24 protein-coding genes are annotated in these 22701 nt (G+C 38.9%); 10 read left to right on the top strand and 14 right to left on the bottom strand.

The features are described 5' to 3' along the window. Nucleotides 1–42: 42 nt before the first annotated feature. A complete protein-coding gene (locus H6G59_RS03480; protein ID WP_190711768.1) occupies nt 43–264 on the bottom strand; it encodes a DUF29 family protein in 222 nt (73 codons plus the stop codon). 147 nt (nt 265–411) lie between these two features. Here H6G59_RS03480 and H6G59_RS03485 point away from each other — a divergent pair, with 147 nt between their 5' ends. Next, a complete protein-coding gene (locus tag H6G59_RS03485) occupies nt 412–1125 on the top strand; it encodes a Uma2 family endonuclease (protein WP_190711769.1) in 714 nt (237 codons plus the stop codon). Here H6G59_RS03485 and H6G59_RS03490 read toward each other — a convergent pair. Continuing rightward, on the bottom strand, nt 1122–1322 hold the full coding sequence (locus H6G59_RS03490; protein WP_190711770.1) for a hypothetical protein: 201 nt from the start codon (nt 1320–1322) through the stop codon (nt 1122–1124). The two genes, H6G59_RS03485 and H6G59_RS03490, sit on opposite strands and share 4 nt — an antisense overlap. 154 nt (nt 1323–1476) lie before the next feature. Here H6G59_RS03490 and mnmE point away from each other — a divergent pair, with 154 nt between their 5' ends. The 3 genes from mnmE to H6G59_RS03505 all read left to right on the top strand — a co-directional run bounded on the left by mnmE (nt 1477) and on the right by H6G59_RS03505 (nt 4246). Next, entirely contained in the window at nt 1477–2904 is a 1428-nt protein-coding gene (gene mnmE / locus H6G59_RS03495; RefSeq protein WP_190711771.1) for a tRNA uridine-5-carboxymethylaminomethyl(34) synthesis GTPase MnmE, read from the top strand. A gap of 93 nt (nt 2905–2997) precedes the next feature. After that, nucleotides 2998–3255 carry a helix-turn-helix domain-containing protein gene (locus H6G59_RS03500; RefSeq protein WP_190711772.1) on the top strand — a complete coding sequence of 86 codons (258 nt, stop codon included), beginning with the start codon at nt 2998–3000 and terminating at the stop codon, nt 3253–3255. After that, on the top strand, nt 3242–4246 hold the full coding sequence (locus H6G59_RS03505) for a restriction endonuclease (protein WP_190711773.1): 1005 nt from the start codon (nt 3242–3244) through the stop codon (nt 4244–4246). The genes H6G59_RS03500 and H6G59_RS03505 overlap by 14 nt, the downstream gene beginning before the upstream one ends. Here the strand turns inward: H6G59_RS03505 and H6G59_RS03510 are convergent. Both H6G59_RS03510 and H6G59_RS03515 read right to left on the bottom strand, forming a co-directional pair. After that, on the bottom strand, nt 4203–5396 hold the full coding sequence (locus tag H6G59_RS03510; RefSeq protein ID WP_190711774.1) for a DNA cytosine methyltransferase: 1194 nt from the start codon (nt 5394–5396) through the stop codon (nt 4203–4205). The two genes, H6G59_RS03505 and H6G59_RS03510, sit on opposite strands and share 44 nt — an antisense overlap. A gap of 123 nt (nt 5397–5519) precedes the next feature. Then, nucleotides 5520–6713, bottom strand: a complete 1194-nt coding sequence (locus tag H6G59_RS03515) for a DUF4336 domain-containing protein (protein WP_190711775.1) — start codon at nt 6711–6713, stop codon at nt 5520–5522. A 156-nt stretch (nt 6714–6869) separates the two neighbouring features. Between H6G59_RS03515 and H6G59_RS03520 the strand changes: the two genes are divergently transcribed. Beyond that, nucleotides 6870–7616: a DUF561 domain-containing protein gene (locus H6G59_RS03520; protein ID WP_190711776.1), complete on the top strand. Its 747-nt coding sequence runs from the start codon at nt 6870–6872 to the stop codon at nt 7614–7616. Between the two features lie 434 nt (nt 7617–8050). Further along, nucleotides 8051–8260 carry a hypothetical protein gene (locus H6G59_RS03525; RefSeq protein ID WP_190711777.1) on the top strand — a complete coding sequence of 70 codons (210 nt, stop codon included), beginning with the start codon at nt 8051–8053 and terminating at the stop codon, nt 8258–8260. A 168-nt stretch (nt 8261–8428) separates the two neighbouring features. Here H6G59_RS03525 and H6G59_RS03530 read toward each other — a convergent pair whose 3' ends face one another. Next, nucleotides 8429–9577, bottom strand: a complete 1149-nt coding sequence (locus H6G59_RS03530) for a DegT/DnrJ/EryC1/StrS family aminotransferase (RefSeq protein ID WP_190711778.1) — start codon at nt 9575–9577, stop codon at nt 8429–8431. Nucleotides 9578–9854: 277 nt separating this feature from the next. Between H6G59_RS03530 and H6G59_RS03535 the strand changes: the two genes are divergently transcribed. Then, a complete protein-coding gene (locus H6G59_RS03535; RefSeq protein WP_190711779.1) occupies nt 9855–10631 on the top strand; it encodes an ABC transporter permease in 777 nt (258 codons plus the stop codon). 363 nt (nt 10632–10994) lie between these two features. Here H6G59_RS03535 and H6G59_RS03540 read toward each other — a convergent pair whose 3' ends face one another. The 3 genes from H6G59_RS03540 to tnpA form a co-directional block, all read right to left on the bottom strand. Next, nucleotides 10995–11342, bottom strand: coding sequence for a hypothetical protein (locus H6G59_RS03540; protein ID WP_190711780.1), 348 nt, complete (start codon nt 11340–11342; stop codon nt 10995–10997). A 458-nt stretch (nt 11343–11800) separates the two neighbouring features. Continuing rightward, nucleotides 11801–12412, bottom strand: coding sequence for a hypothetical protein (locus tag H6G59_RS03545; protein WP_190711781.1), 612 nt, complete (start codon nt 12410–12412; stop codon nt 11801–11803). A gap of 66 nt (nt 12413–12478) precedes the next feature. Continuing rightward, nucleotides 12479–12880, bottom strand: a complete 402-nt coding sequence (gene tnpA / locus H6G59_RS03550; RefSeq protein WP_190711782.1) for an IS200/IS605 family transposase — start codon at nt 12878–12880, stop codon at nt 12479–12481. Between the two features lie 51 nt (nt 12881–12931). On the opposite strand from tnpA, the gene H6G59_RS03555 reads away from it, so the two are divergent. After that, nucleotides 12932–14119, top strand: coding sequence for an RNA-guided endonuclease InsQ/TnpB family protein (locus tag H6G59_RS03555; RefSeq protein ID WP_190711783.1), 1188 nt, complete (start codon nt 12932–12934; stop codon nt 14117–14119). 105 nt (nt 14120–14224) lie between these two features. Then, nucleotides 14225–14656 carry a biotin carboxylase gene (locus H6G59_RS03560; RefSeq protein WP_190711784.1) on the top strand — a complete coding sequence of 144 codons (432 nt, stop codon included), beginning with the start codon at nt 14225–14227 and terminating at the stop codon, nt 14654–14656. Nucleotides 14657–14733: 77 nt separating this feature from the next. Here the strand turns inward: H6G59_RS03560 and H6G59_RS03565 are convergent, their stop codons facing one another. The 3 genes from H6G59_RS03565 to upp form a co-directional block, all read right to left on the bottom strand. Next, entirely contained in the window at nt 14734–14988 is a 255-nt protein-coding gene (locus tag H6G59_RS03565; protein ID WP_127054361.1) for a YggT family protein, read from the bottom strand. A 171-nt stretch (nt 14989–15159) separates the two neighbouring features. Continuing rightward, complete coding sequence (locus H6G59_RS03570; protein WP_190711785.1) at nt 15160–15513, bottom strand: ssl2009 family thylakoid membrane protein; 354 nt, start codon at nt 15511–15513, stop codon at nt 15160–15162. A 72-nt stretch (nt 15514–15585) separates the two neighbouring features. Next, the gene (gene upp / locus H6G59_RS03575; RefSeq protein WP_190711786.1) at nt 15586–16242 is read right to left on the bottom strand and encodes a uracil phosphoribosyltransferase; all 657 of its coding nucleotides are present in this window, start codon (nt 16240–16242) and stop codon (nt 15586–15588) included. Nucleotides 16243–16717: 475 nt separating this feature from the next. On the opposite strand from upp, the gene crtH reads away from it, so the two are divergent. Next, a complete protein-coding gene (gene crtH, locus H6G59_RS03580) occupies nt 16718–18217 on the top strand; it encodes a carotenoid isomerase (protein ID WP_190711787.1) in 1500 nt (499 codons plus the stop codon). A gap of 296 nt (nt 18218–18513) precedes the next feature. On the opposite strand, the gene purT is transcribed toward crtH, so the two are convergent. From purT to H6G59_RS03595, 3 genes are all read right to left on the bottom strand, one after another. Then, a complete protein-coding gene (purT, locus tag H6G59_RS03585) occupies nt 18514–19692 on the bottom strand; it encodes a formate-dependent phosphoribosylglycinamide formyltransferase (protein ID WP_190711788.1) in 1179 nt (392 codons plus the stop codon). 159 nt (nt 19693–19851) lie between these two features. Further along, nucleotides 19852–21672: an ABC transporter permease family protein gene (locus H6G59_RS03590; RefSeq protein ID WP_190711789.1), complete on the bottom strand. Its 1821-nt coding sequence runs from the start codon at nt 21670–21672 to the stop codon at nt 19852–19854. 43 nt (nt 21673–21715) lie between these two features. Next, nucleotides 21716–22666 (bottom strand): ABC transporter ATP-binding protein, encoded by a 951-nt coding sequence (locus H6G59_RS03595; RefSeq protein WP_190711790.1) that lies wholly within the window; start codon nt 22664–22666, stop codon nt 21716–21718. Nucleotides 22667–22701 lie beyond the last annotated feature (35 nt).

The following is a 22701-nucleotide window of genomic DNA, read 5'->3' on the forward strand; positions in this document are numbered from 1 at the left end:
CGTAGGGGTTTAGCATTGCTAAATCCTTACAATTGTAACCGTTCAGGGGGGTAGGAGAGCGATGGTTAAAAATTCCCCAAAAAATCTGTTAAATTTAGATAGCTCCGCAAAGCTTTTTTCACTCCGTCCCAAAGTTGCAAGTTCCTCAATTGAATTGTCAATATCCAAAGATTGAAATTCATTATCTTGTAATTTTTTTATCGTAGTTTCTATCCATAAATAATAATCTTGCTCGTATAAAGTTGCTTGAGTTTGAAGTTTCATAGCGGTTTATACTTTAAAATATAGCCTTCTTCTGGCATTGAGCTTATTCTATAATCATAATATCATCTGTAAGTTGACAGTATTCAATTACTGAACTTAGCACCGACTAATTAGATACATTTATTTATTAATCCGCTACTTATTACCATGACTCTTATCCAAGATATTCCCGTCCCAGAAGAAGATGTTATATTTCCTCCAGGAGATTTATATAGTGATGAACCGCCTTTGGAAACTGACTTACACCGACTACAAATGACGCTGCTCATTCAATGTCTTGAGTGGTTGTGGCAAAATAATAATAAGTTCTATGCGTCTGGTAATGTTACAGTTTATTACAGTCCTCGGCAACTGAAATCTGAACATTTCCGGGGTCCAGATTTTTTTGTCGTGTTGGGAACTGAACGTAAACCTCGCAAAAGTTGGGTTGTTTGGGAAGAAGATGGTAAGTATCCAAATGTAATTGTGGAATTGCTATCAGATTCTACAGCTAAAACGGACAAGGGTTTAAAAAAACAAATTTACCAAGATATTTTTAGAACACCAGAATACTTTTGGTTTGATCCTCAAAATTTAGAGTTTGTTGGGTTTGTCCTCCTAGCTGGGAAGTATCAACCAATAGAACCTAATAGTCAAGGCTGGTTATGGAGTCAGCAGTTAGAGTTATTTTTGGGAGTTGATCAGAATAAGTTACGCTTTTTCACTGCTGAAGGAGAATTAGTTCCCACACCTGAAGAAGTAGCAAAACATGAATTTGCAAGGGCTGAACAGGAGAAACAACGGGCTGAAGAAGAGAGACAATGCAGCGATCGCTTGGCGGCGAAGCTGCGAGAATTAGGTATTGATCCAAATACTGTTTAAGGATCTTCAGGAAATACCCATTTTGGCGGTTCTGTCATTTTTTTCCGCAGTCTTTCTTCAGCTATCTCTAGCATTTTATCCAAAGAAGTCTCTTCGATAAACTTGGAAGCTGCTTCTCTAGAGTCGATATTGGGACATTTATCGCCTAAAACGCAGCCGTTTACACAGGCTTCAGCACAGTTTATTGTTTGTTCCACAGTGAATTCCTCTCTCAAGTACGGCGTTATTACCCTTTAGATAAATATTACTATTAACTTTGTAGGTCAGTTATTGCTGTTCACTTGACTGTTCCCTGTTCCCTGTCACCTGTTCCCTGTTCCCTGTCACCTGTTCACTGTCACCTAAACTCCCATGTCGGAATTATTAGCTAATACTGGAACGATCGCTGCGATAGCTACTGCTGTTGTCCCCCAACAAGGTAGTGTGGGTATTGTGCGGGTTTCTGGTGATCATGCAATAGCGATCGCACAAACTCTATTTTCTGCACCGGGAAAACAAGTTTGGTCAAGTCACCGCATTCTCTATGGTTACATCCGTCAACCCCAAACCAAGCAAGTTGTTGATGAAGCTTTGTTACTAATTATGAAAGCACCCCGTTCTTTTACCCGTGAGGATGTGGTGGAATTCCATTGTCACGGGGGAATTATGGCTGTACAACAAGTATTGCAACTATGTTTAGAAAATGGTGCGAGATTAGCGCAACCGGGGGAATTTACATTAAGAGCGTTTTTAAATGGAAGATTGGATTTAACCCAAGCAGAAAGTATCGCAGATTTAGTTGGTGCGAAATCTCCCCAAGCAGCACAAACGGCTTTAGCTGGGTTACAAGGTAAATTAGCTCATCCGATTCGTCAGTTACGCGCTCAATGTTTGGATATTTTAGCGGAAATAGAAGCACGAATTGATTTTGAGGAAGATTTACCACCCTTAGATGAGCAAAGGATTATTTCTGAGATTGATCAAGTTACCGCAGAAATAACCAAGTTATTAGCCACAAAAGATCAAGGTGAATTATTGCGAACCGGGTTAAAAGTAGCGATAGTTGGTCGTCCCAATGTGGGAAAATCGAGTTTATTGAATGCGTGGAGTCAGAGCGATCGCGCTATTGTCACAGATTTACCCGGTACAACCCGTGATGTGGTGGAATCTCAGCTAGTGGTGGGGGGAATTCCTATCCAGGTTTTAGACACAGCAGGGATTCGGGAAACAGCAGATCAGGTGGAGAAAATAGGGGTAGAGCGATCGCGTCGTGCTGCGAGTGCTGCTGATTTAGTATTATTGACTATTGATGCTTCCGCAGGTTGGACAGAAGCAGATCAAGAAATTTATGAACAAGTAAAACACCGTTCTTTGATTTTGGTAATTAATAAGGTTGATTTGTTGGAAAATAACCAGGAATTATGGAATAAACGAACCGCAGAGACGCAGAGAACGCAGAGAATAGGAGATGATCAAATAATCAAGCAAGTTGTGAAAACTGCTGCGGCGAAAAATCAAGGAATTGATGGTTTAGAAACTGCAATTTTAGAAATAGTCCAAGCGGGAAAGGTGCAAGCTGCTGATATGGATTTAGCTATTAATCAAAGACAAGCGGCAGCATTAACAAAAGCGAAGATTGATTTGGAACAAGTGCAAAAAACAATTATCGAGCAGTTACCTTTAGATTTTTGGACAATTGATTTGCGAGGTGCGATTTATGCTTTGGGAGAAATTACCGGAGAAGAGGTGACGGAATCAGTTTTAGATCGGATTTTTAGTAGATTTTGTATTGGAAAGTAGGATAGTGATGTTTTCCCCGTTTGGCTAAAAATTGCCTTTAAATGTGACACATCGTCCGTAGACTGATAGTCCATACATCCTCACAATTGGCACATGAATGAATCAAAACAAAAGATTCTTAGTGCTTTAGGTTATCTTGTGAGGCAACGTAGAACAGAGTTGGGAATTTCACAAGAGGAATTAGGACTACGCGCTAATTTAGACCGGACATACATATCTGGTGTGGAACGCGGAGTTAGAAATCCTTCCCTGACGGCTCTTGTAAGTCTTGCAGATGGCTTAGGTATTAGTGTTTCCGTTCTTCTCAATGGACTAGAAGCAGAAGCCACTGTGTACAATGAAAAAAAATAGGGTTGCTCGTAAGAATAGTAGCAATAAATCCAGCAAAACTTTAATAGATGCAACTATTTACCAAGATTTGAAAAATATTCAGGTTCATAGTAAACGTTTGCATAGTAAAGCATCCGAATCTTATTTAGATGTGACTTTTAGCTATGAAAACGGTGTGACATGGGAAGGTTCAATACCAATTGAATATCGTCGTACTGGTACTGAATTGTCTGATGTGTTAGAAATTAAAGAATACCTTCTTCAAGCTTATGATCATTGTCAACCTAACAACCGTAGAGAATGGCTTGTAGAACAAGAAAATTTTTGGAGAGATAACAAAGATAAAGCAGAAGTCACTAAATCCTTATTTGATGCTTTAACAACTTTTGAATGGACTTGTATTTCATGCAAATTTCCCAATCCTAACTGGGCGCGTAGAAACCAAGATTTGAAAGAATTTGGCTTTACAATTGCCACTTACCTTCATAAGTCTTGTAATCAATGTTTAAAGCGCACAACTCATTTAATTCTAGTTCCTTTACCTCGTGGTGGTATATCAGGTTATGAAGCATGGTCGCCGGCAACAAGAGAGAAAATAATTACTACTCTTCGAGGGTATGATGTTTATGAAGGAAAATTAGGTAAAAAAGAAAGCTTATTGCCAGATCATAAATTCCCTGAAATACGTTGGGATGCAAATACAAGAAGAAGTCAGGAAGCTATTAATAATCTCACTGACGAAGAGATTATTCATGACTTTCAACTGATGACTAATCAGCGCAATCAACAAAAACGTGAAGTTTGTCGTCAATGTTATCAGAATAATATTCGACCTTATCCATTTGGTATCAAGTTTTATTATAAAGGTGATGAAAGATGGCCAAATGATATATCTAAAAATGGCAAAGATGCAGAAAAAGGTTGTATTGGCTGTGGTTGGTACGATATGGAGAAGTGGCGTAATGCACTTAATCAAAAGTTAGCTGAGTTTGTTGAAAATCAGGAAAAGTAGCTAGTTGTTTTTGATTCATGAAAATATCATTTAAATAAGGAATCAGCGCATAACCAATACATTCGGCTAAACGTGGTGGCACAGCATTACCAATTTGCCACATGGCTTTTTTCATTGAACCTTCAAAAATAAATGAATCGGGAAATGTTTGTAATCTTGCCATTTCTCTAGCAGAAATTACACGATTTAAATATGGGTGAATATGAGTACCACCATGATTTTCTTTCACCGTCATACTTGGTTTACCAGGATATTGTCTTTTGAAAGCATCAACATATTTTTCATATAAAGAACCACCAGGAGGAACTTGAGCAATACGTTCCATATATTCTGGTGAATGCTTAGTCCACTCATGGTTAATTTCTGGTATTCTTGTATATGCTGGTAAATCAGAAATCGCCGATTCAATAGGTTTATATTCTTCAGGGTTTAATTGAGATTTAGGATAAGGGTTTGGCATTCCAAATCTATTAGCAATAAAAATAGCTCTTGGTCTAATTTGCGGTACTCCATAGGCAGCAGATTCCAGAATTGCTACAGAAATATGAGGATAACCAATAGACTCAAAAGCCTCAATAATAGCTTGTTTTACAACACCATTTTGAATTGTCAAAATACCTGGTACATTTTCCATCACAACATACCAAGGACGTATTTCTGAAACTACGCGCACAAACTCATAAAACAACTTATTTCTTGGATCTTTTGGGTCTCGTTTCCCTGCTACTGAAAATCCCTGACAAGGTGGACCACCAACAACAACATTTATTTCAGGTAAGCCAATTTTTTGCAGAAAATCTTTGGAATTAAATCGTTCAATATCTTCACATAAATGATGACATTGTGGAAAATTTCTTTTATGAGTAGCAGAAGCAATTGGACTAATTTCTAAACTAGCTAAAGGTGTGAATCCAGCTTGTAAGAACCCTTGTGTAATTCCCCCTGCACCACAAAACAGATCTACAAAGGTATATTGAGATGATGCAAGTGGTACAGAACTAATATCAATAAATATCTTATATGGATCAGAGTCATTTTTTTCTAGTTCTCGCTGGATACGTTCATAACGTCCTAACTTTGGTTTCTTTGGCTTGCTGATAGATTTATGCTCCTCTCCATGAGGAAAAAATGAAAGTTGTATTCCTTGCATTTGTTAAGTAATTTCAACGTCTTCTTTATTGTGACATATCGTCTACAAAATATCAATAGTCGTAAAATCTAACTATTATTCCTAAAAAGTAAACTTAGACAATATTCATTCAGTAAAGTTATTTTACACCTTATCCTTAACAGGTGTGGCAATACCACGTTTTACCAAACCCGCTTCTAGTTCCTGAATAAATCGCAAATCTTCAAGCAATAAAGGATAATCATCTTTCAACAATGGTTCTTTTTCTAAAAAAGTAAATGCTTGACGGAATTGCAGCGGACTAGCTTTAATTGGTGCATCAAAATGACAAGAAATAATTTGCTCAAAATCCCAACTGGCAACTTTATCAGCCCAGTCTAATACTTGTTTTGGTGCTTGGGGAAGAATGAGAACTTGTAAAATCGGTGCTACAAAAGGGCGACCATTTCCAGACAACGCATCAAAAGAATGTTGCCAGTTATTTCGCCAGCGAAAGGGAAATAAACCAAAGTAAGCTTTTGCAGAATGGTCTGGAGCTTTTTTAGCATCATGCCACATTTCTCTCATTCCCATAATTTCTAAAGCACTGGGACGAAAATAAATTGCAAACAAAGATATTTTCTGCCATCCTTGACGACGATTTTTTTGATTATCTTCTATAATCTCTTGTCCATTTCCTCTAGCGTGAAATAATAAAGGATATGGATCTAATTGTAAAATTTCTGGTGGTTCTTCTTTAACTGAAACTATAGTATCTGTGAGTAAGAGAGTACGCGATGGTTTGTGAAATAATGCCACTTCCACAAAAGCACCTTTTCCCAAATTTATATCTAAAATTTTATATTCAAATTCATCACCAAAAGGATTTTGATGAATATTTTCCCTTAGTTCTAAAGTTCGTTTTTGAGGAAAGCCCAGCCAACTCAGTGGTAAATTAAATGGGAAACTCCACTGATGAGGTGCAACATAGACTACAGCTTGAGGAAATTTTCTGGCAAAGGGGCTAACAAAGATTTTATGCTCTAAACCAGAACTAGTAGGCAAAATGATATATTTAACTTCACCGTGTTTTGCTTCTAATTCCTTAACTAAACGGATACATTCTCCTGTGGGTGCGACAGGTGCATAAACTAAAAGACCCCCTGCTTGCAGCTTGATCACCGTCATCCGAATTGGTACGATGGTATACAGGATGCCTTGTAATTGGTCAAATGTCCAAACGCTATCCTTCACTATTTCCCCTCGAACTGTTCGTCGTTTACCGTAGGGATAAAGTGGTAGCGCAGGCCAAAAAGGCCATGACCAATCTCGCTGATTTATGCTTTCCTGGGCGTTCATTGTTGTTTAATCAAATGTGTCTTTCCCATTTCTAGCACTAGCAGGATTTTTAGTGCTATTGTCTCAAATTCTTAAAGTCTCTTGCTGTAGCCTCTAGTTTCCAGCGTCTATATAGTGTAAAAATATTCCTACCTCAATAGGCTCAAAATAAGAATTATGACTATGCATTCTAATTTGCAACGTGCGTTTGCTAACCGCAGTGTTCTCAAAGTGATTAGCGGTTTGAATAATTTCAACGCCCAAAGTGTTGCTGCTACTGTGAAAGCGGCTGAATTGGGTGGTGCAACTTTTGTTGATATTGCTGCTGACGCAGCTTTGGTGAAATTAGCTAAAAGTTTAACAAGCTTACCAGTTTGTGTGTCAGCAGTTGAACCGGAAAAATTTGTTCAAGCGGTAGCTGCTGGTGCTGATTTGATTGAAATCGGGAATTTCGATTCTTTTTACGCTCAAGGACGTAGATTTGAGGCTGAGGAAATTTTAGCCCTAACTCGCCAAACCCGCGCCTTGTTACCCGAAATTACCCTATCTGTGACTGTTCCTCACATCCTGGAATTGGATCAACAGGTACAACTGGCTGAGGAATTGGTAAAAGCTGGTGCTGATATCATCCAAACCGAAGGCGGTACTAGCAGTCAACCTGCTCACGGTGGTACTTTGGGATTAATTGAAAAAGCTGCTCCTACTTTGGCTGCGGCTTATGAAATTTCCCGCGTGGTTTCTGTGCCTGTATTGTGTGCTTCTGGCATTTCTAATGTTACTGCACCTCTAGCGATCGCAGCTGGTGCGGCAGGTGTTGGTGTCGGTTCTGCTATCAACCAACTTAATAGCGAAATTGCTATGATTGCTGCTGTCCGTGGCTTGGTGGAAGCTCTAGCAACTGCAAACGTTCGTACATTTGCATAGATTTCTATAGGGAATGGGGATTGATTTTTGGATTTTGGATTGTATGTAACCAACTGTCATCTATAATCTAAAATTTTCTTCCCCAGTCCTATATTTTCTAGTTCAGCTGCTGAAACACAAAAAAGGGAGCATTCCAATTTTGAAAAAGTCATTTTCTGTTGTTAGATAAAAATAAACTTACACATTTGGAATGCTTCCACAAAAAACGCAGATGAGCTTCTCGTCAAGAGTAAATTTGTACTACTTATTCCGGCTGGATAAATTTACTCCTAAAATTGTTATAGCAAGAGCAATTTTTTTTGTGAAGATTTGTATCTTTTGCCGGACAGAATTTTTGAAATGACTATAAATTAAGGGTTTAAGGATGACAATTTATGAAGAACACAAAATTGGTCATAAAAACCCAATTATGAAATTCTAAATAATCATAGCAAATGCCTGAAAATATTGCAACCTCGTTGGTAAATAAAAATAATTCTCAATTAATTATTAAGAAAAGTAAAGGACAAATAGCGGTAAGTTTTAAATATGCAAAGTCAAATCAAATTAGCATAAGTGAACATTATCATTATTATCCTGATTCAGACAGCAAAAACCAGAACCACCAACAGACAACCATCAAACAACATCCTGTAAATCCTTAAATCCTGGACATCCTGATTAAGACAATTTCACATCATCACACAACCGATATGTCCTGTAAATAATAGGCTACTTATAATCTAATTTAATTTTTGTGTATAAAATTTTATAGAAATCAGATAATGGTGCGTTAATGAAATGTAACGCACCCTACAATACTGTCACCTCTTTTAACTCAAACAATCCTTCAAAGCATAAATCACCTGATCTTGCTGTTCCTGTCTCAGTTCTGGGAACATAGGCAAGGATATGACTTCATGACAGGCTTGCTCAGATATGGGCAATTCTCCGGGCTGATAGCCTAAATTTTCATAAACTGGCTGTAAATGTAAAGGACGGGGATAATAAAGCATGGAACTCACGCCTTTATCTTGTAATTGACTCCTTACCCAATCTCGATATTTCGCACTTGCACCATTTCTTCCCTCACCAGAAATACGAATGGTGTATTGATTCCAGACACCTACTCCTCCTAGTAATTCTTGGGGTGCGATGATACCGGGAATTTGACTGAGGAATTGATAATAATAAGCTGCGATTTGTTGTCGTTGTTTGTTCCAAGTATCTAAATAGCGCAGTTTGATTTGCAGAATTACTGCTTGGATAGAGTCTAATCGGCTATTCACACCGATTTCTTCGTGAATATATCTGACTTTACTGCCATGTTCCCGTAATACTCTCAACTTGGCTGCGATCGCACTATCATTAGTTGTAATTGCGCCACCATCACCACAACCACCGAGATTCTTGGTTGGGTAGAAACTAAAACAGCCAATGTGTCCAATGCTGCCAACTTTTTGCTCATCCCAAGTTGCACCTGTGGCTTGCGCGCAATCTTCAATTACTGCTAAATTGTGAGTCTGTGCGATCGCCATTAATGCCGTCATATCCACAGGTAGTCCAAACAAGTGAACCGGCATAATAGCCTTGGTTTTGGGTGTAATTGCGGCTGCAACTTGCTCTACATCTAAATTAAACGTAGTTGCATCAATATCCACAAACACCGGTTTTGCACCCACAGCACTGATGACTTCCGTCGTCGCAAAGAATGTGAAAGGTGTGGTAATCACTTCATCACCTGCACCAATTTCTAGTACCCGTAGCGCCAGATAAAGCGCGTCAGTACCAGAATTACAAGCTACACATTCACTTACACCATGATAAGCAGCAAACTGGCGCTCAAAACCTTCAACAACCGGCCCACCAATATAACGTCCAGAAGTCAGAACTTCTAACACAGCAGTACTCACTTCTGCCTCAATGGTGGCATATTGCTGCTTGATATCAAAGGCAGGGATGGAATTTACGCTTTGGATCATAAGTTTTTATTTTAATGCAGATACAAAAGATACACTTTTACGGGTGCTGATAGCTAATTAAATTTTTTCCAAAAGCCTGAAAAGCGCGATCGCTCAAAATACTCCTATGTTCAGAGTTTGTACGGAATTTACCGGAAGATTAAGTGATATAACCTCTCAAATTTGTTCAATATTTAAAATAACTGCTAACTGCCATGATAAATGCAGACGATTTAGAATTTTGAATAGTTCTTGTGTAAGCCGTTTTAAGCAAACAATCCCCGGAAGTAAAGAAACCATGCCGGATTTGATCAAATTGGATATTGTGGATTTAGCTTTAGCTGTGGCATTAATAGCGATCGCTATGGGTTTATCTGCCTGGGAAAAGTTAGGACTAGAGTTAAACTTAGCTTTAGCCACCGGTAGAACCATCCTCCAACTCATCGTCTTAGGATACGTTTTAGACTTCATCTTTGCTGTTAACAATGTTTGGGCTGTTTTGGGGATTTTAACAATCATGCTGACAATTACGGCGATTGTCGCACGAAATCGCATCAGCCAAAAAAGTCCTCTGGTACTTCCCCTAGTGTGGGGAGCAATTTTTGTCAGTACAGCCTTAACATTGCTTTACACCAACTTTTTGATTATCCAACCAGACAGATGGTACGAGCCACGTTATATCATTCCCTTAGCAGGTATTTTGCTTGGTAACGGCATGAATGCCGCAGCAGTAGCTGGAGAAAGGCTGGTTAGTGCTATTAACCAATTTCCCACAGAAATAGAAACACATTTAAGTTTAGGTGCTACTCCCCAGCAAGCAATAAGTCAATACCGCAAAGATGCAATTAGAGCCGCATTGCTCCCTACCCTGAATCAAATGATGCTAATAGGCATGGTAACAATACCAGCTTTTACCAGTGGACAGTTACTTGCTGGAGTCACCGCTTTGGAGGCTGTATCTTATGAAATTGTGATTATGTTTATGGTTGTTGTCGCAAATTTGCTGACAACGGTATTAGTTACTAAAGGTTTATGTCGTCAGTTTTTTAATGATGCTATGCAGTTGGTGAGGTAAGAAGATGTTCGATTGATTACTTACTATTTTAAAAGCATCTCCTTTTCACCTTTAGCTAACGCATCTAAATTTCCTAAAATTACAGCAATTTATGATTTTATAGCCGTGGACAGGGTGGTTAGGACATCAATTGATAATGAAATTCTCACTACAAGAGGGTTTTACTCCTGAACCGGAGGTCTGCGTAGCGTCTCCTGACTCCTGACTCCTGCTATAAATCAGATAAATTTTGCTCAGGAAAAATGGCTACAATGCTAGTTATTCAGAACTAGAACTGTAGCCTTGTAAGCATCTGACTTATCTCTAGAGAATTCAATCGTTTAGTAATTGCAACTAGGTTTACTCAAAATCATTAAGTAGTTCCTAGATTCTGACTATAATTCCATTAGGTAGTCTGATACTGCCATCTCTCAATCTGATTACAGTTCTAGCAGGGACAATTTCTTGACTAGGAACAATAATATCCCCGTTAGGAAGTCTCCAATAACCTGGATTACGGAGTCTAGAAACTCTCCTAGATGAAATAACTTCCCCATTGGGAAGTCTATAGTCACCATTCCGTAATTTGATTACTTTTTGATAAACTGGTCTACTTTGTTGCACCCTTCTATTATTGTATCTAGGACTAGCATTAGCAGGTGCAGCTAAAAACATGGGAGCAACCATAGCTGCTGCTGCCAATAAGAGGATTGCACGTTTTTGGTTTAACATGAAACAGGCTCTTTGTTTGTATTTTTGTTGCTATATTATGCTGTTGTTCCAGCGTAGGAAACTTATCCAGCTATGTAAGCAATTATCACCCTATAGCCAAAATTCAGTGCGTGAATAAAGTCATTGATATTTAACAGTTTATATAGGAATAAAGTCACTTATTGGCTATTTATTTATTGATTAAATATAGGTTTCCCAGTATCATGAAGTACACACCTATTTATTCACTCTTCCCTGTTAAGAGTTCCCTGTTCCCTAAAACGAAAAAACTTTGCACCTCACTAGCATGAGAACGGCTATATATTGGTATGATTTATCTTTTAAGTAGGTAAGCACAATAAAACCAAACTGTGTAAAGAAAAGTAAACAAGGCTAAAACCTTTTCTCCCCCTGCTAGAAAGCTCCCTGCCCCCTGCCTTATCCCAACGACAATTTTTAACGCCAACCTACTTAGTTGTCTACTTCTGCGGCCAACGCCAGTTATATCGATTCCATTCATAGATACCTTGAATCTCGTACTCAGTACCATTAAAAAAGCGAATCAGACAACTGGTAAAGACTTCATCACCATCGCTAATTTCATCAACCTTAATCACCATACAGGGAAACCATTCCCGCTGATGGGAGTCATCTTCTGGTATCCATTCCCACAGCGCATTAGAAACTTCAATGCGATCGCCTATCCTTAACTGTAGCGCTTCTTCAAAATAAGAATATTTATCAAAATGGTATGATTCCACCCGATTCAACCACTGTAATCCATAGCGATCGCGGATAAATTGCACTGTTCCCGAATCTTGTGCCAAAAGCCAGTCGTTCAGCAATTGCACTTTCCAAGTGCGATTTTGTTTTTCCTCTGCCTTGACAAACTGTAAAAACGCTTCTAACTCCTCTGATGTCAGTTCATCCAAAGGATTGGCAGCATCTGATACCCTAGAAGTCGAATCTCTCGGAATTTGCTCAACTAGTTGTAATAATATTTGTTTTTGCATATCAGTGAGAGGACAGCTGGCTGCATCACAACGATTAAAAGCTGTTTGCAAAGCTGCTTCAATCTCATCTGGGTTCATAGGACAATAGCAACTAAGAGTCTCTTTTTATAATTATTACCGAAGAATTGGGTTTAAAGCCCCGTCCTAGAAGGACGGCTTTTCTTGATGCTTGATATATTCTTTGAGTATTTCCAACGGCGCACCTCCTACGGAAATAGCAAAATAACTAGGACTCCATAAGGCTTCTTTATGAGGTTTTTTGTATCCTGCCTGTCCATAACGACGACTAGAAACACCTTTTAACGCATTAACTATTTGAGAAACAGATAATTTAGGTGGATACTCAATTAATACGTGAATGTGATTTCCTTCACCATTAAACTCAAGCACCTTAAAATCCATTTTTTCAGCCACTTCATGGAACGATTTCTCAAGCAAACCAAGACTCTCGGCTGTGAATACAGACTGACGATACTTCGTAACACAGACCAAATGAATTTTTAGGTCTGTAACACTATGCCTTTCTCTGCGAAACTGGCTTGTCATTTTATGTAGACCAATATATAATGTATTTGTAGACCAATTAGATTATAAGTAATGAAAGCCAGATATCAATACCGATTCTACCCAACCGACCAACAACGACAGAGTTTATCTCAGTTGTTTGGTTGCGTTCGAGTAGTTTGGAATGATGCACTGGCTTTGTGCCATTCGTCTGAGAAGTTACCAAGTAATGGAGATTTACAAAAACTCGTCATTACCCAAGCAAAGAAAACGCTAGAAAGAGAATGGCTGTCCGAAGTCTCTGCCATCCCATTGCAACAGTCAGTGGCAGATTTGGGAACTGCTTATAAGAACTTTTTTGATTCCTTAAAAGGAAAAAGAAAAGGTAAAAAACTGGGTAGTCCTAAATTTAAGAAAAGGACAAATCAACAATCAGCACGATTAACTCGTGGTGGGTTTTCAATTAATAATAAATGTGTCTATCTGGCTAAAATCGGCAACATAGAACCAGTTTGGTTTAGAGAATTGCCATCTACACCTAGTTCAGTCACAGTAATAAAAGATTGCGCTGACCGCTATTTTTTAAGCTTTGTGGTAGACATCGAGCCTGTTAATATTGATGCTAAAAACCAAAGCATCGGTATTGACTTGGGGATCAAGGTTTTTGCTTTTATGAGTAATGGTGAAAAAGCCGAAAGTCCTTGTTATTTAAGCTTAGAGCGGAAAGTTCGCAAGCTACAAAAAAAATTAGCTCGTCAACCCAAGAATTCAAAACGTAGAAATAAGACTCGGTTAAGAATAGCTAAAGCCCACAATAAAATTGCAGACACCCGTAAAGATTTCCTGCATAAATTATCAACTAAAATTGTTAGCGAAAACCAAACTATAGTTTTAGAAGACTTGAATGTGTCAGGAATGGTTAAAAACCGTACACTTTCTAGGGTAATCAGTCTACAAGGTTGGCGAGAATTCAGAACACTATGTGAGGCTAAGTCTCAAAAATACGGACGCAAGTTTGTTGTTATTAGTAGATGGCAACCGACAAGCCAAATTTGTTCTGAGTGTGGTTATAAATGGGGCAAACTTGACTTAAAAGTTCGGACGGTTCAATGCCTAAATTGTGGCACTGAACATGACCGAGACGAAAACGCAGCTAAAAATATAAATAAAGTCGGGATGGGGAATCGCCACGACTCTAAACGGACGCAGAGGCAGAGTAAGACTATTTCGGTAGCGTCATCCAGTGAAGTGTCAAGAATCGCCGCTCCTTTAGGACGGTGAGTATTTCAAAATGTTAAATTCAACTCTCCAATTCTCTAGCAGTAGAATTTAGGGCAACTGAGGTTAAAAATTGCGTATACTTTTAATAAAGTTACGGTGTCTTTTATGCGATCGCGCTCACTCACGCTTATCTTGATTTCTGTCGTTATCGGGTTCCTTTCGTGGGTGTTTACTCCTCCGGCTGTAGCACTGACACAGATTAGACTATTTGATATTTCCTCTAATGATTGTCCCCCAGAACTAGCAAAAGGTGCTGTTATTAGTAGCGGTTCAGCAGCTGCTAATTGCTTTATAGTCACTGGTAAAGCCGAAAATGGCACTTATAAAACAGTTTACGATGCAGATATCTTTGGACGCATTTATGATGCCAACAACGACCCCATATTACAAAATCGTACCCGTTTAGGTTCTATTCCCGAAGTACCCCCAGGCATCAGTGATTTTGAGTTAAGAATTTCTGTACCTGCAAATCAGCCCACTCCATTGAAGTTAAAGCAATTTAAAGCCACTGGCTTTAGCGGACAAGTTAGGCGTTAATAATGATATAAAAAAATCTGGGCTAACTAGCCCAGATATAAAAGCTTTTGAATGTAGAACAAACTGCAAATTTTAGGTTAGACGATCGCTTGCAATCCACTACCTAAAACTTGAAGCAGTAGAATCGCTACCATTGGAGAAAAATCCATCCCACCCAAAGGAGGAATAATTGAGCGGAACAGATTCAGATAAGGATCGGTAATTTGGCTCAAAGCCGCAAATGGTTGGTTATACCAATTGATTTGCGGGAACCAGGTTAATAAGACTCGAATAATTAGCAAAGAGCTATAAAAGGTAACAAAGGTTGCCAGCGTGTTAAATAGTAAATACATGGATTCGTTGGTTTCCTGCTAATTGTCAAATGGGGTCTTATGATTGATTTTAATTGAGCCGATGACGTAGTAACGCTTTACGGAATTCTAAATTCTATATTTAAAACCCAAAAAGCTGATTTAACAAGCTTTTCACTGATTTAAAAGAGTTCACTACGTAACAACAGTTGTTCAAGAGTCTTGGGAAAGACTACGCGGATTTACTGCTTGCCCTGAACTGCCATTGACATTACCTAACTGGTTACGTACATCATCAATTGTGGCATTGAGTTGGGCAATTTTATCTTCTAGCGATCGCCGTGCTGTTTCCATTTCTAAACCTTCATTGGCTGCGGCTCTCATCTGCCGTCTTTTGGCTGTGACTTTATTTCCTTCAATGGTGCTATCCGAGAGTCCGATTTCGTCTTCTGCTGCCAACTGCGCGTCCCTTCGAGATGCCAGCACTGCACCCAGAATCCCACCAACCACACCACCAACTAAAGTCCCAACTAAAAAACCACTAGCAAAACCATCTCGCTGACTCATATCTTTACCGCCTTCAAGAAACCTGCAACTTCCAAAGTATTTAAGCTATTTTCTGCCTCTAGCTGCATCCTACTAACTGATAGTCCCAAAAATGCGATCGCCTGCATCTCCCAATCCTGGTACGATATACCCTTTCTCATTCACTATTTCATCAATAGTAGCGCTGTAAACTGTTAAGCCAGGATAAGCACTACTCAATTGTCGCAAAGCTGGTGGTGCCGCTACCACACAAACGATTCGCGTCAATGCTGGATCAACTCCTCTCTGTGTCAATTCTGCCATTGCCGTCATTATAGACGCTCCCGTTGCCAACATGGGATCGGTAATTAACACCCTTGTTTCGGGGTCGAATTTCTCTGGCAATTTATTCAGATAACAAGAAACTTCTAGTGTTTCCTCATTTCGCACCAAACCCAAATGGTAAATTTTTGCCAAAGGCAGTAACGTCTGCGCCCCCTCCAGTAAGCCTAACCCAGCCCGGAGAATCGGCACAACTGCCACAGGCACTAAAGGATCAATTACAGTGGCTGGACAAGGAGCCAACGGACTCTCCACAGTTGTTTCTAGCGTCGGTAACCAATCTCGCGCCGCTTCATAAGTCAACCATCTTCCTAACTCAGTAATCGCAGAGCGAAATAATACTGAAGGCGTAGCCGCATCACGGGCAACGGCCAGCCAGTGCTTGATTAAAGGATGGGGTGGGACATAAACAAGCAGTTGTTGTGTCATAGCCAGAAATGGGCAGCCGGTCATTATATAGGAACTGAAACATCATCATACTCTTTCCCGTGTGTGGCTGATCCCAAATAGGGATTGGCAATAGCCAAGTTTCTTCATATCCTACCTATCTATTGAGATAGATTTTCATTAATAGTTGACATAAATTCTCAATCAAGGCTACACTATTAGAAAGTGTTCTCCTCTCTTTAAAGGATCGGCAGACGGGATAGCCAGCAGCAGCAGGTTTGTCCCTCTTTTTTTTGATTATTTTTAGGCAGGAAAATTTTTATTGCGTATTATCTAATAAAATGTAAGTAATGTTAAATACATTTAAATTACCTTCGTATAAAGTGCCTAAGTCCCGTTAAGTTGCTTATTTCCGCGTAGCGGTATCATGAATTACGAATTACGTCGGCGCTAGCCTGCCCTAGGCACTATTATGAATTACGTTGGCGGTAGCCTGCCGTAGGCACTATTACGAATTATGAATTACGAAGTATTTGATGTTATTGTCATTGGCGCTGGTATTGGGGGTTTAGTAACAGCCACCCAATTAGCAGCCAAAGGAGCAAAAGTCTTAGTCCTAGAGAGTTATCTTATCCCTGGGGGTAGCGCTGGCTATTTTCAACGTCAAGGATATACATTTGATGTTGGCGCATCTATGATTTTTGGTTTGGGAGATAAAGGCACAACAAACCTACTTACCCGCGCCTTAGAAGCTGTAAATGTCAGTATAGAATCAATTGCAGATCCTGTACAAATTCACTATCATCTGCCTAACGGTTTAGACTTGAAAGTTGACCAAGTTTATGACCAGTTTTTGCAAAATCTTATCGCTTATTTCCCTCATGAAGAAAAAGGAATTCGTAGTTTCTATAACGAATGTCAAAAAGTCTTTAATTACCTGAATAGCTTTGAATTGCTTTCCCTAGAAGAACCAGGGTATCTCATGCGGGTATTTTTCCAACAACCTTTAGCCTGTCTGGGGTTAGCTAAGTATTTACCCCTAAATGTGGGAGATATTGCCAAACGCTACATTAAAGATCCGCTGTTATTGAAATTTATTGATATCGAGTGTTATTGCTGGTCAGTAGTTCCAGCCAGGATGACACCGATGATTAATGCGGGAATGGTTTTTTCTGATAGACACTATGGCGGAGTAAACTATCCTCAAGGCGGAGTAGGAAAAATTGCTCAAAAATTGGTTGAAGGTTTAGAAAAATATGAAGGTAAAATTCAATACCAAGCCAAAGTGACAAAAATCCTGACTGAACAGGGAAAAGCTGTAGGTGTCCAATTAGCTAATGGTAAAGTTTATCATGGCAAATATATTGTATCTAATACTACGCGCTGGGATACCTTTGAAAAACTAATGCCCGCAGATAAAATGCCAAATAATGAGAAGAATTGGCAACAAAAATATCAAAAATCTCCCAGTTTTTTAAGTTTGCATATAGGGGTAAAAGCGTCAGTTTTACCTGCCCGAACCGAGTGTCATCATATTTTGCTAGAAGATTGGGAGAAAATGGAGTTAGCAGGAGGGACAATTTTCGTTTCTATTCCCACCTTGCTTGATCCAGATTTAGCCCCAACAGGATACCACATTATCCATGCTTTTACACCAGATTGGATTGCTCATTGGCAAGGACTTACACCAACTGAGTATGAAGAAAACAAAGAACAAGCAGCAGGAGCAATTATTGAACAACTAGAAAAGATTTTTCCCGGTTTAGATGCTGGATTAGATTATTTGGAAGTAGGGACACCGCTGACTCATCGTCGCTTTTTAGGTCGCACAGATGGTACTTATGGCCCTATACCCAAACGTAAATTGTGGGGGTTGTTGGGAATGCCTTTTAATCGTACTGCTATTCCTGGGCTGTATTGTGTGGGGGATAGCACGTTTCCTGGACAGGGTTTAAATGCGGTGGCGTTTTCTGGGTTTGCTTGCGCTCATCGCATCGCTGTTGATTTGGGACTATAATCAAAATATAGCAAATATTTGATTTTTGAAATATACCCTGCTTTTATCACTTTCCGAGTTTTCCTATTAATAAAAAGTTTTCAAAAGACGCAATATCAATTAATTGAGGTTTTTGTAGTTGGAATTTATTTATTTGGTCATCTTGAGGAATTTCTATTAAGAAATAACTGAGCTAACGCCTGCCTGACAACAGTTACAGTATTTTGAAATTGTAGGACTTTTCGGAGATTGATATAACAGGAATACGTAGGGTGGACATTGCCAGCCCTACTCTATTACGAATTACGAATTACGAATTACGAATTACGAATTATTTTAACTTTACTAGCTGCCTTTGTCGCCTTTTCCCTCGCTTCTTTTTCATCAACACCTTTTGCTAAAGCCACTCCCATACGTCGATAAGGATGAGCAGTCGGTTTACCAAATAACTTAATATCTACATCTTTTTCTGCTAAAGCATCAGCCACACCAGTAAAAGCAATAGAATCAGATTTTTCAGAAGCTAAAATTACTGCACTTGCAGAAAAACCTAACTGTTCAATGTGAGGAATTGGTAAACCTAAAATAGCCCGCAAATGTAATTCAAATTCATTCAAATTTTGGGAAATTAATGTCACCATACCTGTATCATGAGGTCTGGGAGAAAGTTCAGAAAAAATTACTTCATCTTTAGTGATAAAAAATTCAACTCCAAAAATCCCCGCACCTCCCAAAGCATCAGTAACTTTTTTAGCGATTTCTTGAGATGCTAATATTTTATCTTCAGAAATATTTGCTGGTTGCCAAGATTCTTGATAATCGCCTCTTTCTTGGCGGTGTCCAATGGGAAAGCAAAAAATTGTCGGTGCTTCCCATTGTTTAATTGTTAGTAAAGTAATCTCAATTTCAAAGTTGATAAATTCTTCGACAATCACCTTTTGGCTGTCACCACGAGAATTAGAAATAGCATAATTCCAAGCTTTCTCAACTTCCGTTTTATCCTGTACTACAGATTGACCTTTTCCAGATGATGACATTACAGGTTTAACAACATTGGGAAAGCCAATTTGTTCAGAAATAGCAACTAATTCTTCTAAAGTTACTGCATAACCATATTTAGCTGTTCTAATTCCTAGTTCTTGATGTGCCAATTCCCTAATTCTATCACGATTCATTGTGTAATTAGTTGCCGCTGCTGTAGGAATAACTGTAATTCCTCTTTGCTCAAATTCCTGTAGTTTTTCAGTCCTAATTGCTTCGATTTCTGGAATAATAAAATCTGGCTGATGTTTACTGACAACAGCTTCTAAATCATCCGCATTGAGCATAGAAATAACTTCAGCACAGTCTGCAACTTGCATAGCGGGAGCATTTGCATAACGGTCAACTGCAATTACATAATTACCCAAGCGTTGAGCAGCAATTACAAATTCTTTGCCTAGTTCTCCTGAACCTAGCAGCATCAATTTTTGGGGAAGCTTTAGTGAAGGTGTCATGAATTTCTCTGTGTAATTTCCATCTATAATCTTAATTATCATTATTTGACATAATAAGTATTTTCGGTCACAAATTTTAACCGCCGAGACAGGTGTCTAGCGGCGGTTATCAAGTGTTTAATTAATTAACTAGTCTTGATTTTTGTCTTTCGACTTACTTTAACGTCCTGCTAATAATGCTTTTGTCGCTGACTCACCTAAAACTCTAACTTTTCTTGTTAATTGGAAGTTTAACAACGCTAGAACCGTAAAATCAGCTAGTAATGCCATGAAAATTGTTACTGTCCCAGAGTATTGTATAGCTGACCAAGGAAAAGTAGAAAACAGCCACAGAGTAGGACTTTCGGAGGCGTAGATACCAAAAACTTGGAAAATTATAGGTGGTAAAAACATCACCACAGCTACAGTACCAATTGCCCAAATGTGACGCTTGGGATTTTTCATCAACAACATTAACTGAGCAATGGTAGCGCAAATCATCATTAAACTAATAGACAAAGCGACAGCTAATAATGCTTTGATTTTTCCAAAGTCACTATTGTTAAAATCTTCTTCTGGTATTAGTGAAATCCAAACTATTAAAGGTATAGCAGCAATTGCTAAATTAATTGCTATTGCCATTATTGCAGGGCTTTTTTCTCCAGAAAACAAATCTTGCCATAAAGATTCGTTTTTATGATTTTGGTGTCTATATCTTGCCCAATCTTGTACAGTTTGGCGATGAGGTGAGAGAATGGCGGTTAAGACGAAAACTAAAGCTAGGTTGAGAACTGCTACTAAACCAATAAAATCTGCATCTCGGTTACTTGTAATGTCTTGCATGGATAATCCTACAAACATTAACTGAGAAAAAGCAATAAAGAAATAACTTTGTCCCTTGCTTAAGATAGTAGTATTTGGGTTTTTAAAGCAACGTTTCATTGCTTGCCAAATACCGTAAGTGCAAATTCCGTAATTGAGTAAATGAATGCCAACTAAGCTAACTACACTCTGACCTATTGGAAAATAGAAAAATTGTAAGTTATCTAGCGATGAACCTTTATAGACACGGAATAAATTGGGGAACAAATAACTGGTCATATCCCAAGGGCTGAAAAATCTCAACCAAGCCAGAGGATTATTTATTTCGTTGCTATGAGATGATGCTATCCCCATTGTCATGAATAAGAACAGGAGAACTGCACCGCTACCTAACCAAGGTTGAAAGCTGCTAAACCAGCGACTAACTAAACCAAATAGGAGTGCAGCACTGTAAAAGAAAATGCCACTCCCAGCAAGAATAGCGTAGTAACTGAGAATATAACTTGAGGCAATATTAGCCGAATGTCCAGCCCAGAAATGGAGAGGAATTGCTGTCAGAATGAATAGATAAATTAAACTCGGCACGCCTAGCATTTTTCCAGTTAAAATACTGGTTTCTGACTGCGGGCTGAGGCGAATAAAGTTCAGTGTACCACGCTGTTCTTCTTTGGCTAAATCGCTGATTAGTAAATAGGTTCCAGCAACTAATAGGGTAAAAACAAAAATCACACTAAATGCTAGAAAGTAGTATTCCCAGTGATCTCTCCACCACAACTGCCAGTTAATTTGATCAGGAGGACAAATATTCTGAGACAAATAACTCCGCAAGTTATTTATCTCAGTATTAACTTGCTCAATCTGTGTTTCTAAGTTGGGAATTATGGTATTGTCTGATAGTTTAATTTGTCGATAGTTATCTATTTTTTGTTGAAGTAAGTTTTGTTGCTGATAAAGTTGTTGTTCTTGGTTTTGATATCCTTGTCTCAACGTACAGTAACTTGCCATGAGAGAGTATTTATCATCGGGAAATTCTCGTAATTGAAATAAAAAAACTACTAATTGCAATAGTAAGGAAGATGCCACAGCAATTACCACATTAAAAGGCTTGAGTCGTCCTTTAAGTTCTCGGAATAGTTGCGGATTCCATTCACCAACTCTGTCTATGAAATTTAGTAACATAATCAAAATCCCTAAGCATTGTGATTTTTGAATTTTGAATTGTCTATGATGCTTGTTTATGACCTAGTTTAAGGAAAATAGTTTCTAGGTCTTCTTGGGTGCAGTGAAAATCAGTTAAGGGAATGCCTGTACTCACAAGCGATCGCAATAAATCAGCGCAATCTTCCTCTTTACCAGTAAAATTCACTCGCACACTATTTGTGCTAGGTATCACTTCCCACTCTTCCACCAAAGGATGATTTTTGAGTTCACGCACCAATATATCTATGTTGCCCAAAGTTGATACTAAAATCTGCTGTCGAGCCAGACGTTGATAAAGTTGTTGCAGTGAGGCACTTTCTACGAGGAAACCTAATTCCATAATCCCCACAGAAGTACACAATTCAGCCAAGTCGCTGAGAACATGGGAAGAAATTAAGATTGTCATTCCCGCTTCTCGCAAAGCTTTAATAATTTCCCGAAACTGCATTCTCGCAATGGGATCAAGTCCAGAAACAGGCTCATCTAGCAGCAATAAAATCGGTTCGTGAATAATAGTGCGGGCTAAACTTAAGCGCTGCTTCATCCCCCGTGAGAGAGTAGAAATCAGGCTGTTACGTTTATTACCGAGTTGGATAAGTTCTAAAACTTCGTGTAAGCGTTGTGTGCGTCGTGGTTCCCGCAAACGATACAAACGAGCAAAATAATCTAGGTAGTCCCAGACTGTTAAATCATCATAGAGTGGATAATCATCGGGTAAGTAACCCAGGTGACGCTTGAGGGTGGGATTACTGTGGTCTCGCAGTAAGCGATTGCCATTAATATAAATCTCACCTGTAGTTGGTTCCTCCGCAGCAGCTAACATCCGCATCAGAGTTGTTTTCCCCGCGCCATTGGGGCCAATTAATCCGTAAACTTCTCCCATCTGGATTTCTAAGTCAACGTCGTTCACAGCAATGTGCCGTTCAAATTGCTTAGTTAGTCCACGGGTGCTAATTGCTAATTCTTTTGCCATAGCTGCTGAAGTGCGGCTTGTGATTATCAGTTAAG

Origin of the sequence: Anabaena lutea FACHB-196, from assembly GCF_014698305.1 — a bacterium.
Lineage (GTDB): Bacteria > Cyanobacteriota > Cyanobacteriia > Cyanobacteriales > Nostocaceae > Anabaena > Anabaena lutea.

Excerpts from the sequence above, each read along its gene's own strand:
- H6G59_RS03480 (WP_190711768.1), bottom strand. The coding sequence starts at position 264 with ATGAAACTTCAAACTCAAGCAACTTTATACGAGCAAGATTATTATTTA.
- H6G59_RS03485 (WP_190711769.1), top strand. The coding sequence starts at position 412 with ATGACTCTTATCCAAGATATTCCCGTCCCAGAAGAAGATGTTATATTT.
- mnmE (WP_190711771.1), top strand. The coding sequence starts at position 1,477 with ATGTCGGAATTATTAGCTAATACTGGAACGATCGCTGCGATAGCTACT.
- H6G59_RS03500 (WP_190711772.1), top strand. The coding sequence starts at position 2,998 with ATGAATGAATCAAAACAAAAGATTCTTAGTGCTTTAGGTTATCTTGTG.
- H6G59_RS03505 (WP_190711773.1), top strand. The coding sequence starts at position 3,242 with ATGAAAAAAAATAGGGTTGCTCGTAAGAATAGTAGCAATAAATCCAGC.
- H6G59_RS03510 (WP_190711774.1), bottom strand. The coding sequence starts at position 5,396 with ATGCAAGGAATACAACTTTCATTTTTTCCTCATGGAGAGGAGCATAAA.
- H6G59_RS03515 (WP_190711775.1), bottom strand. The coding sequence starts at position 6,713 with ATGAACGCCCAGGAAAGCATAAATCAGCGAGATTGGTCATGGCCTTTT.
- H6G59_RS03520 (WP_190711776.1), top strand. The coding sequence starts at position 6,870 with ATGACTATGCATTCTAATTTGCAACGTGCGTTTGCTAACCGCAGTGTT.
- H6G59_RS03525 (WP_190711777.1), top strand. The coding sequence starts at position 8,051 with ATGCCTGAAAATATTGCAACCTCGTTGGTAAATAAAAATAATTCTCAA.
- H6G59_RS03530 (WP_190711778.1), bottom strand. The coding sequence starts at position 9,577 with ATGATCCAAAGCGTAAATTCCATCCCTGCCTTTGATATCAAGCAGCAA.
- H6G59_RS03535 (WP_190711779.1), top strand. The coding sequence starts at position 9,855 with ATGCCGGATTTGATCAAATTGGATATTGTGGATTTAGCTTTAGCTGTG.
- H6G59_RS03540 (WP_190711780.1), bottom strand. The coding sequence starts at position 11,342 with ATGTTAAACCAAAAACGTGCAATCCTCTTATTGGCAGCAGCAGCTATG.
- H6G59_RS03545 (WP_190711781.1), bottom strand. The coding sequence starts at position 12,412 with ATGAACCCAGATGAGATTGAAGCAGCTTTGCAAACAGCTTTTAATCGT.
- tnpA (WP_190711782.1), bottom strand. The coding sequence starts at position 12,880 with ATGACAAGCCAGTTTCGCAGAGAAAGGCATAGTGTTACAGACCTAAAA.
- H6G59_RS03555 (WP_190711783.1), top strand. The coding sequence starts at position 12,932 with ATGAAAGCCAGATATCAATACCGATTCTACCCAACCGACCAACAACGA.
- H6G59_RS03560 (WP_190711784.1), top strand. The coding sequence starts at position 14,225 with ATGCGATCGCGCTCACTCACGCTTATCTTGATTTCTGTCGTTATCGGG.
- H6G59_RS03565 (WP_127054361.1), bottom strand. The coding sequence starts at position 14,988 with ATGTATTTACTATTTAACACGCTGGCAACCTTTGTTACCTTTTATAGC.
- H6G59_RS03570 (WP_190711785.1), bottom strand. The coding sequence starts at position 15,513 with ATGAGTCAGCGAGATGGTTTTGCTAGTGGTTTTTTAGTTGGGACTTTA.
- upp (WP_190711786.1), bottom strand. The coding sequence starts at position 16,242 with ATGACACAACAACTGCTTGTTTATGTCCCACCCCATCCTTTAATCAAG.
- crtH (WP_190711787.1), top strand. The coding sequence starts at position 16,718 with ATGAATTACGAAGTATTTGATGTTATTGTCATTGGCGCTGGTATTGGG.
- purT (WP_190711788.1), bottom strand. The coding sequence starts at position 19,692 with ATGACACCTTCACTAAAGCTTCCCCAAAAATTGATGCTGCTAGGTTCA.
- H6G59_RS03590 (WP_190711789.1), bottom strand. The coding sequence starts at position 21,672 with ATGTTACTAAATTTCATAGACAGAGTTGGTGAATGGAATCCGCAACTA.
- H6G59_RS03595 (WP_190711790.1), bottom strand. The coding sequence starts at position 22,666 with ATGGCAAAAGAATTAGCAATTAGCACCCGTGGACTAACTAAGCAATTT.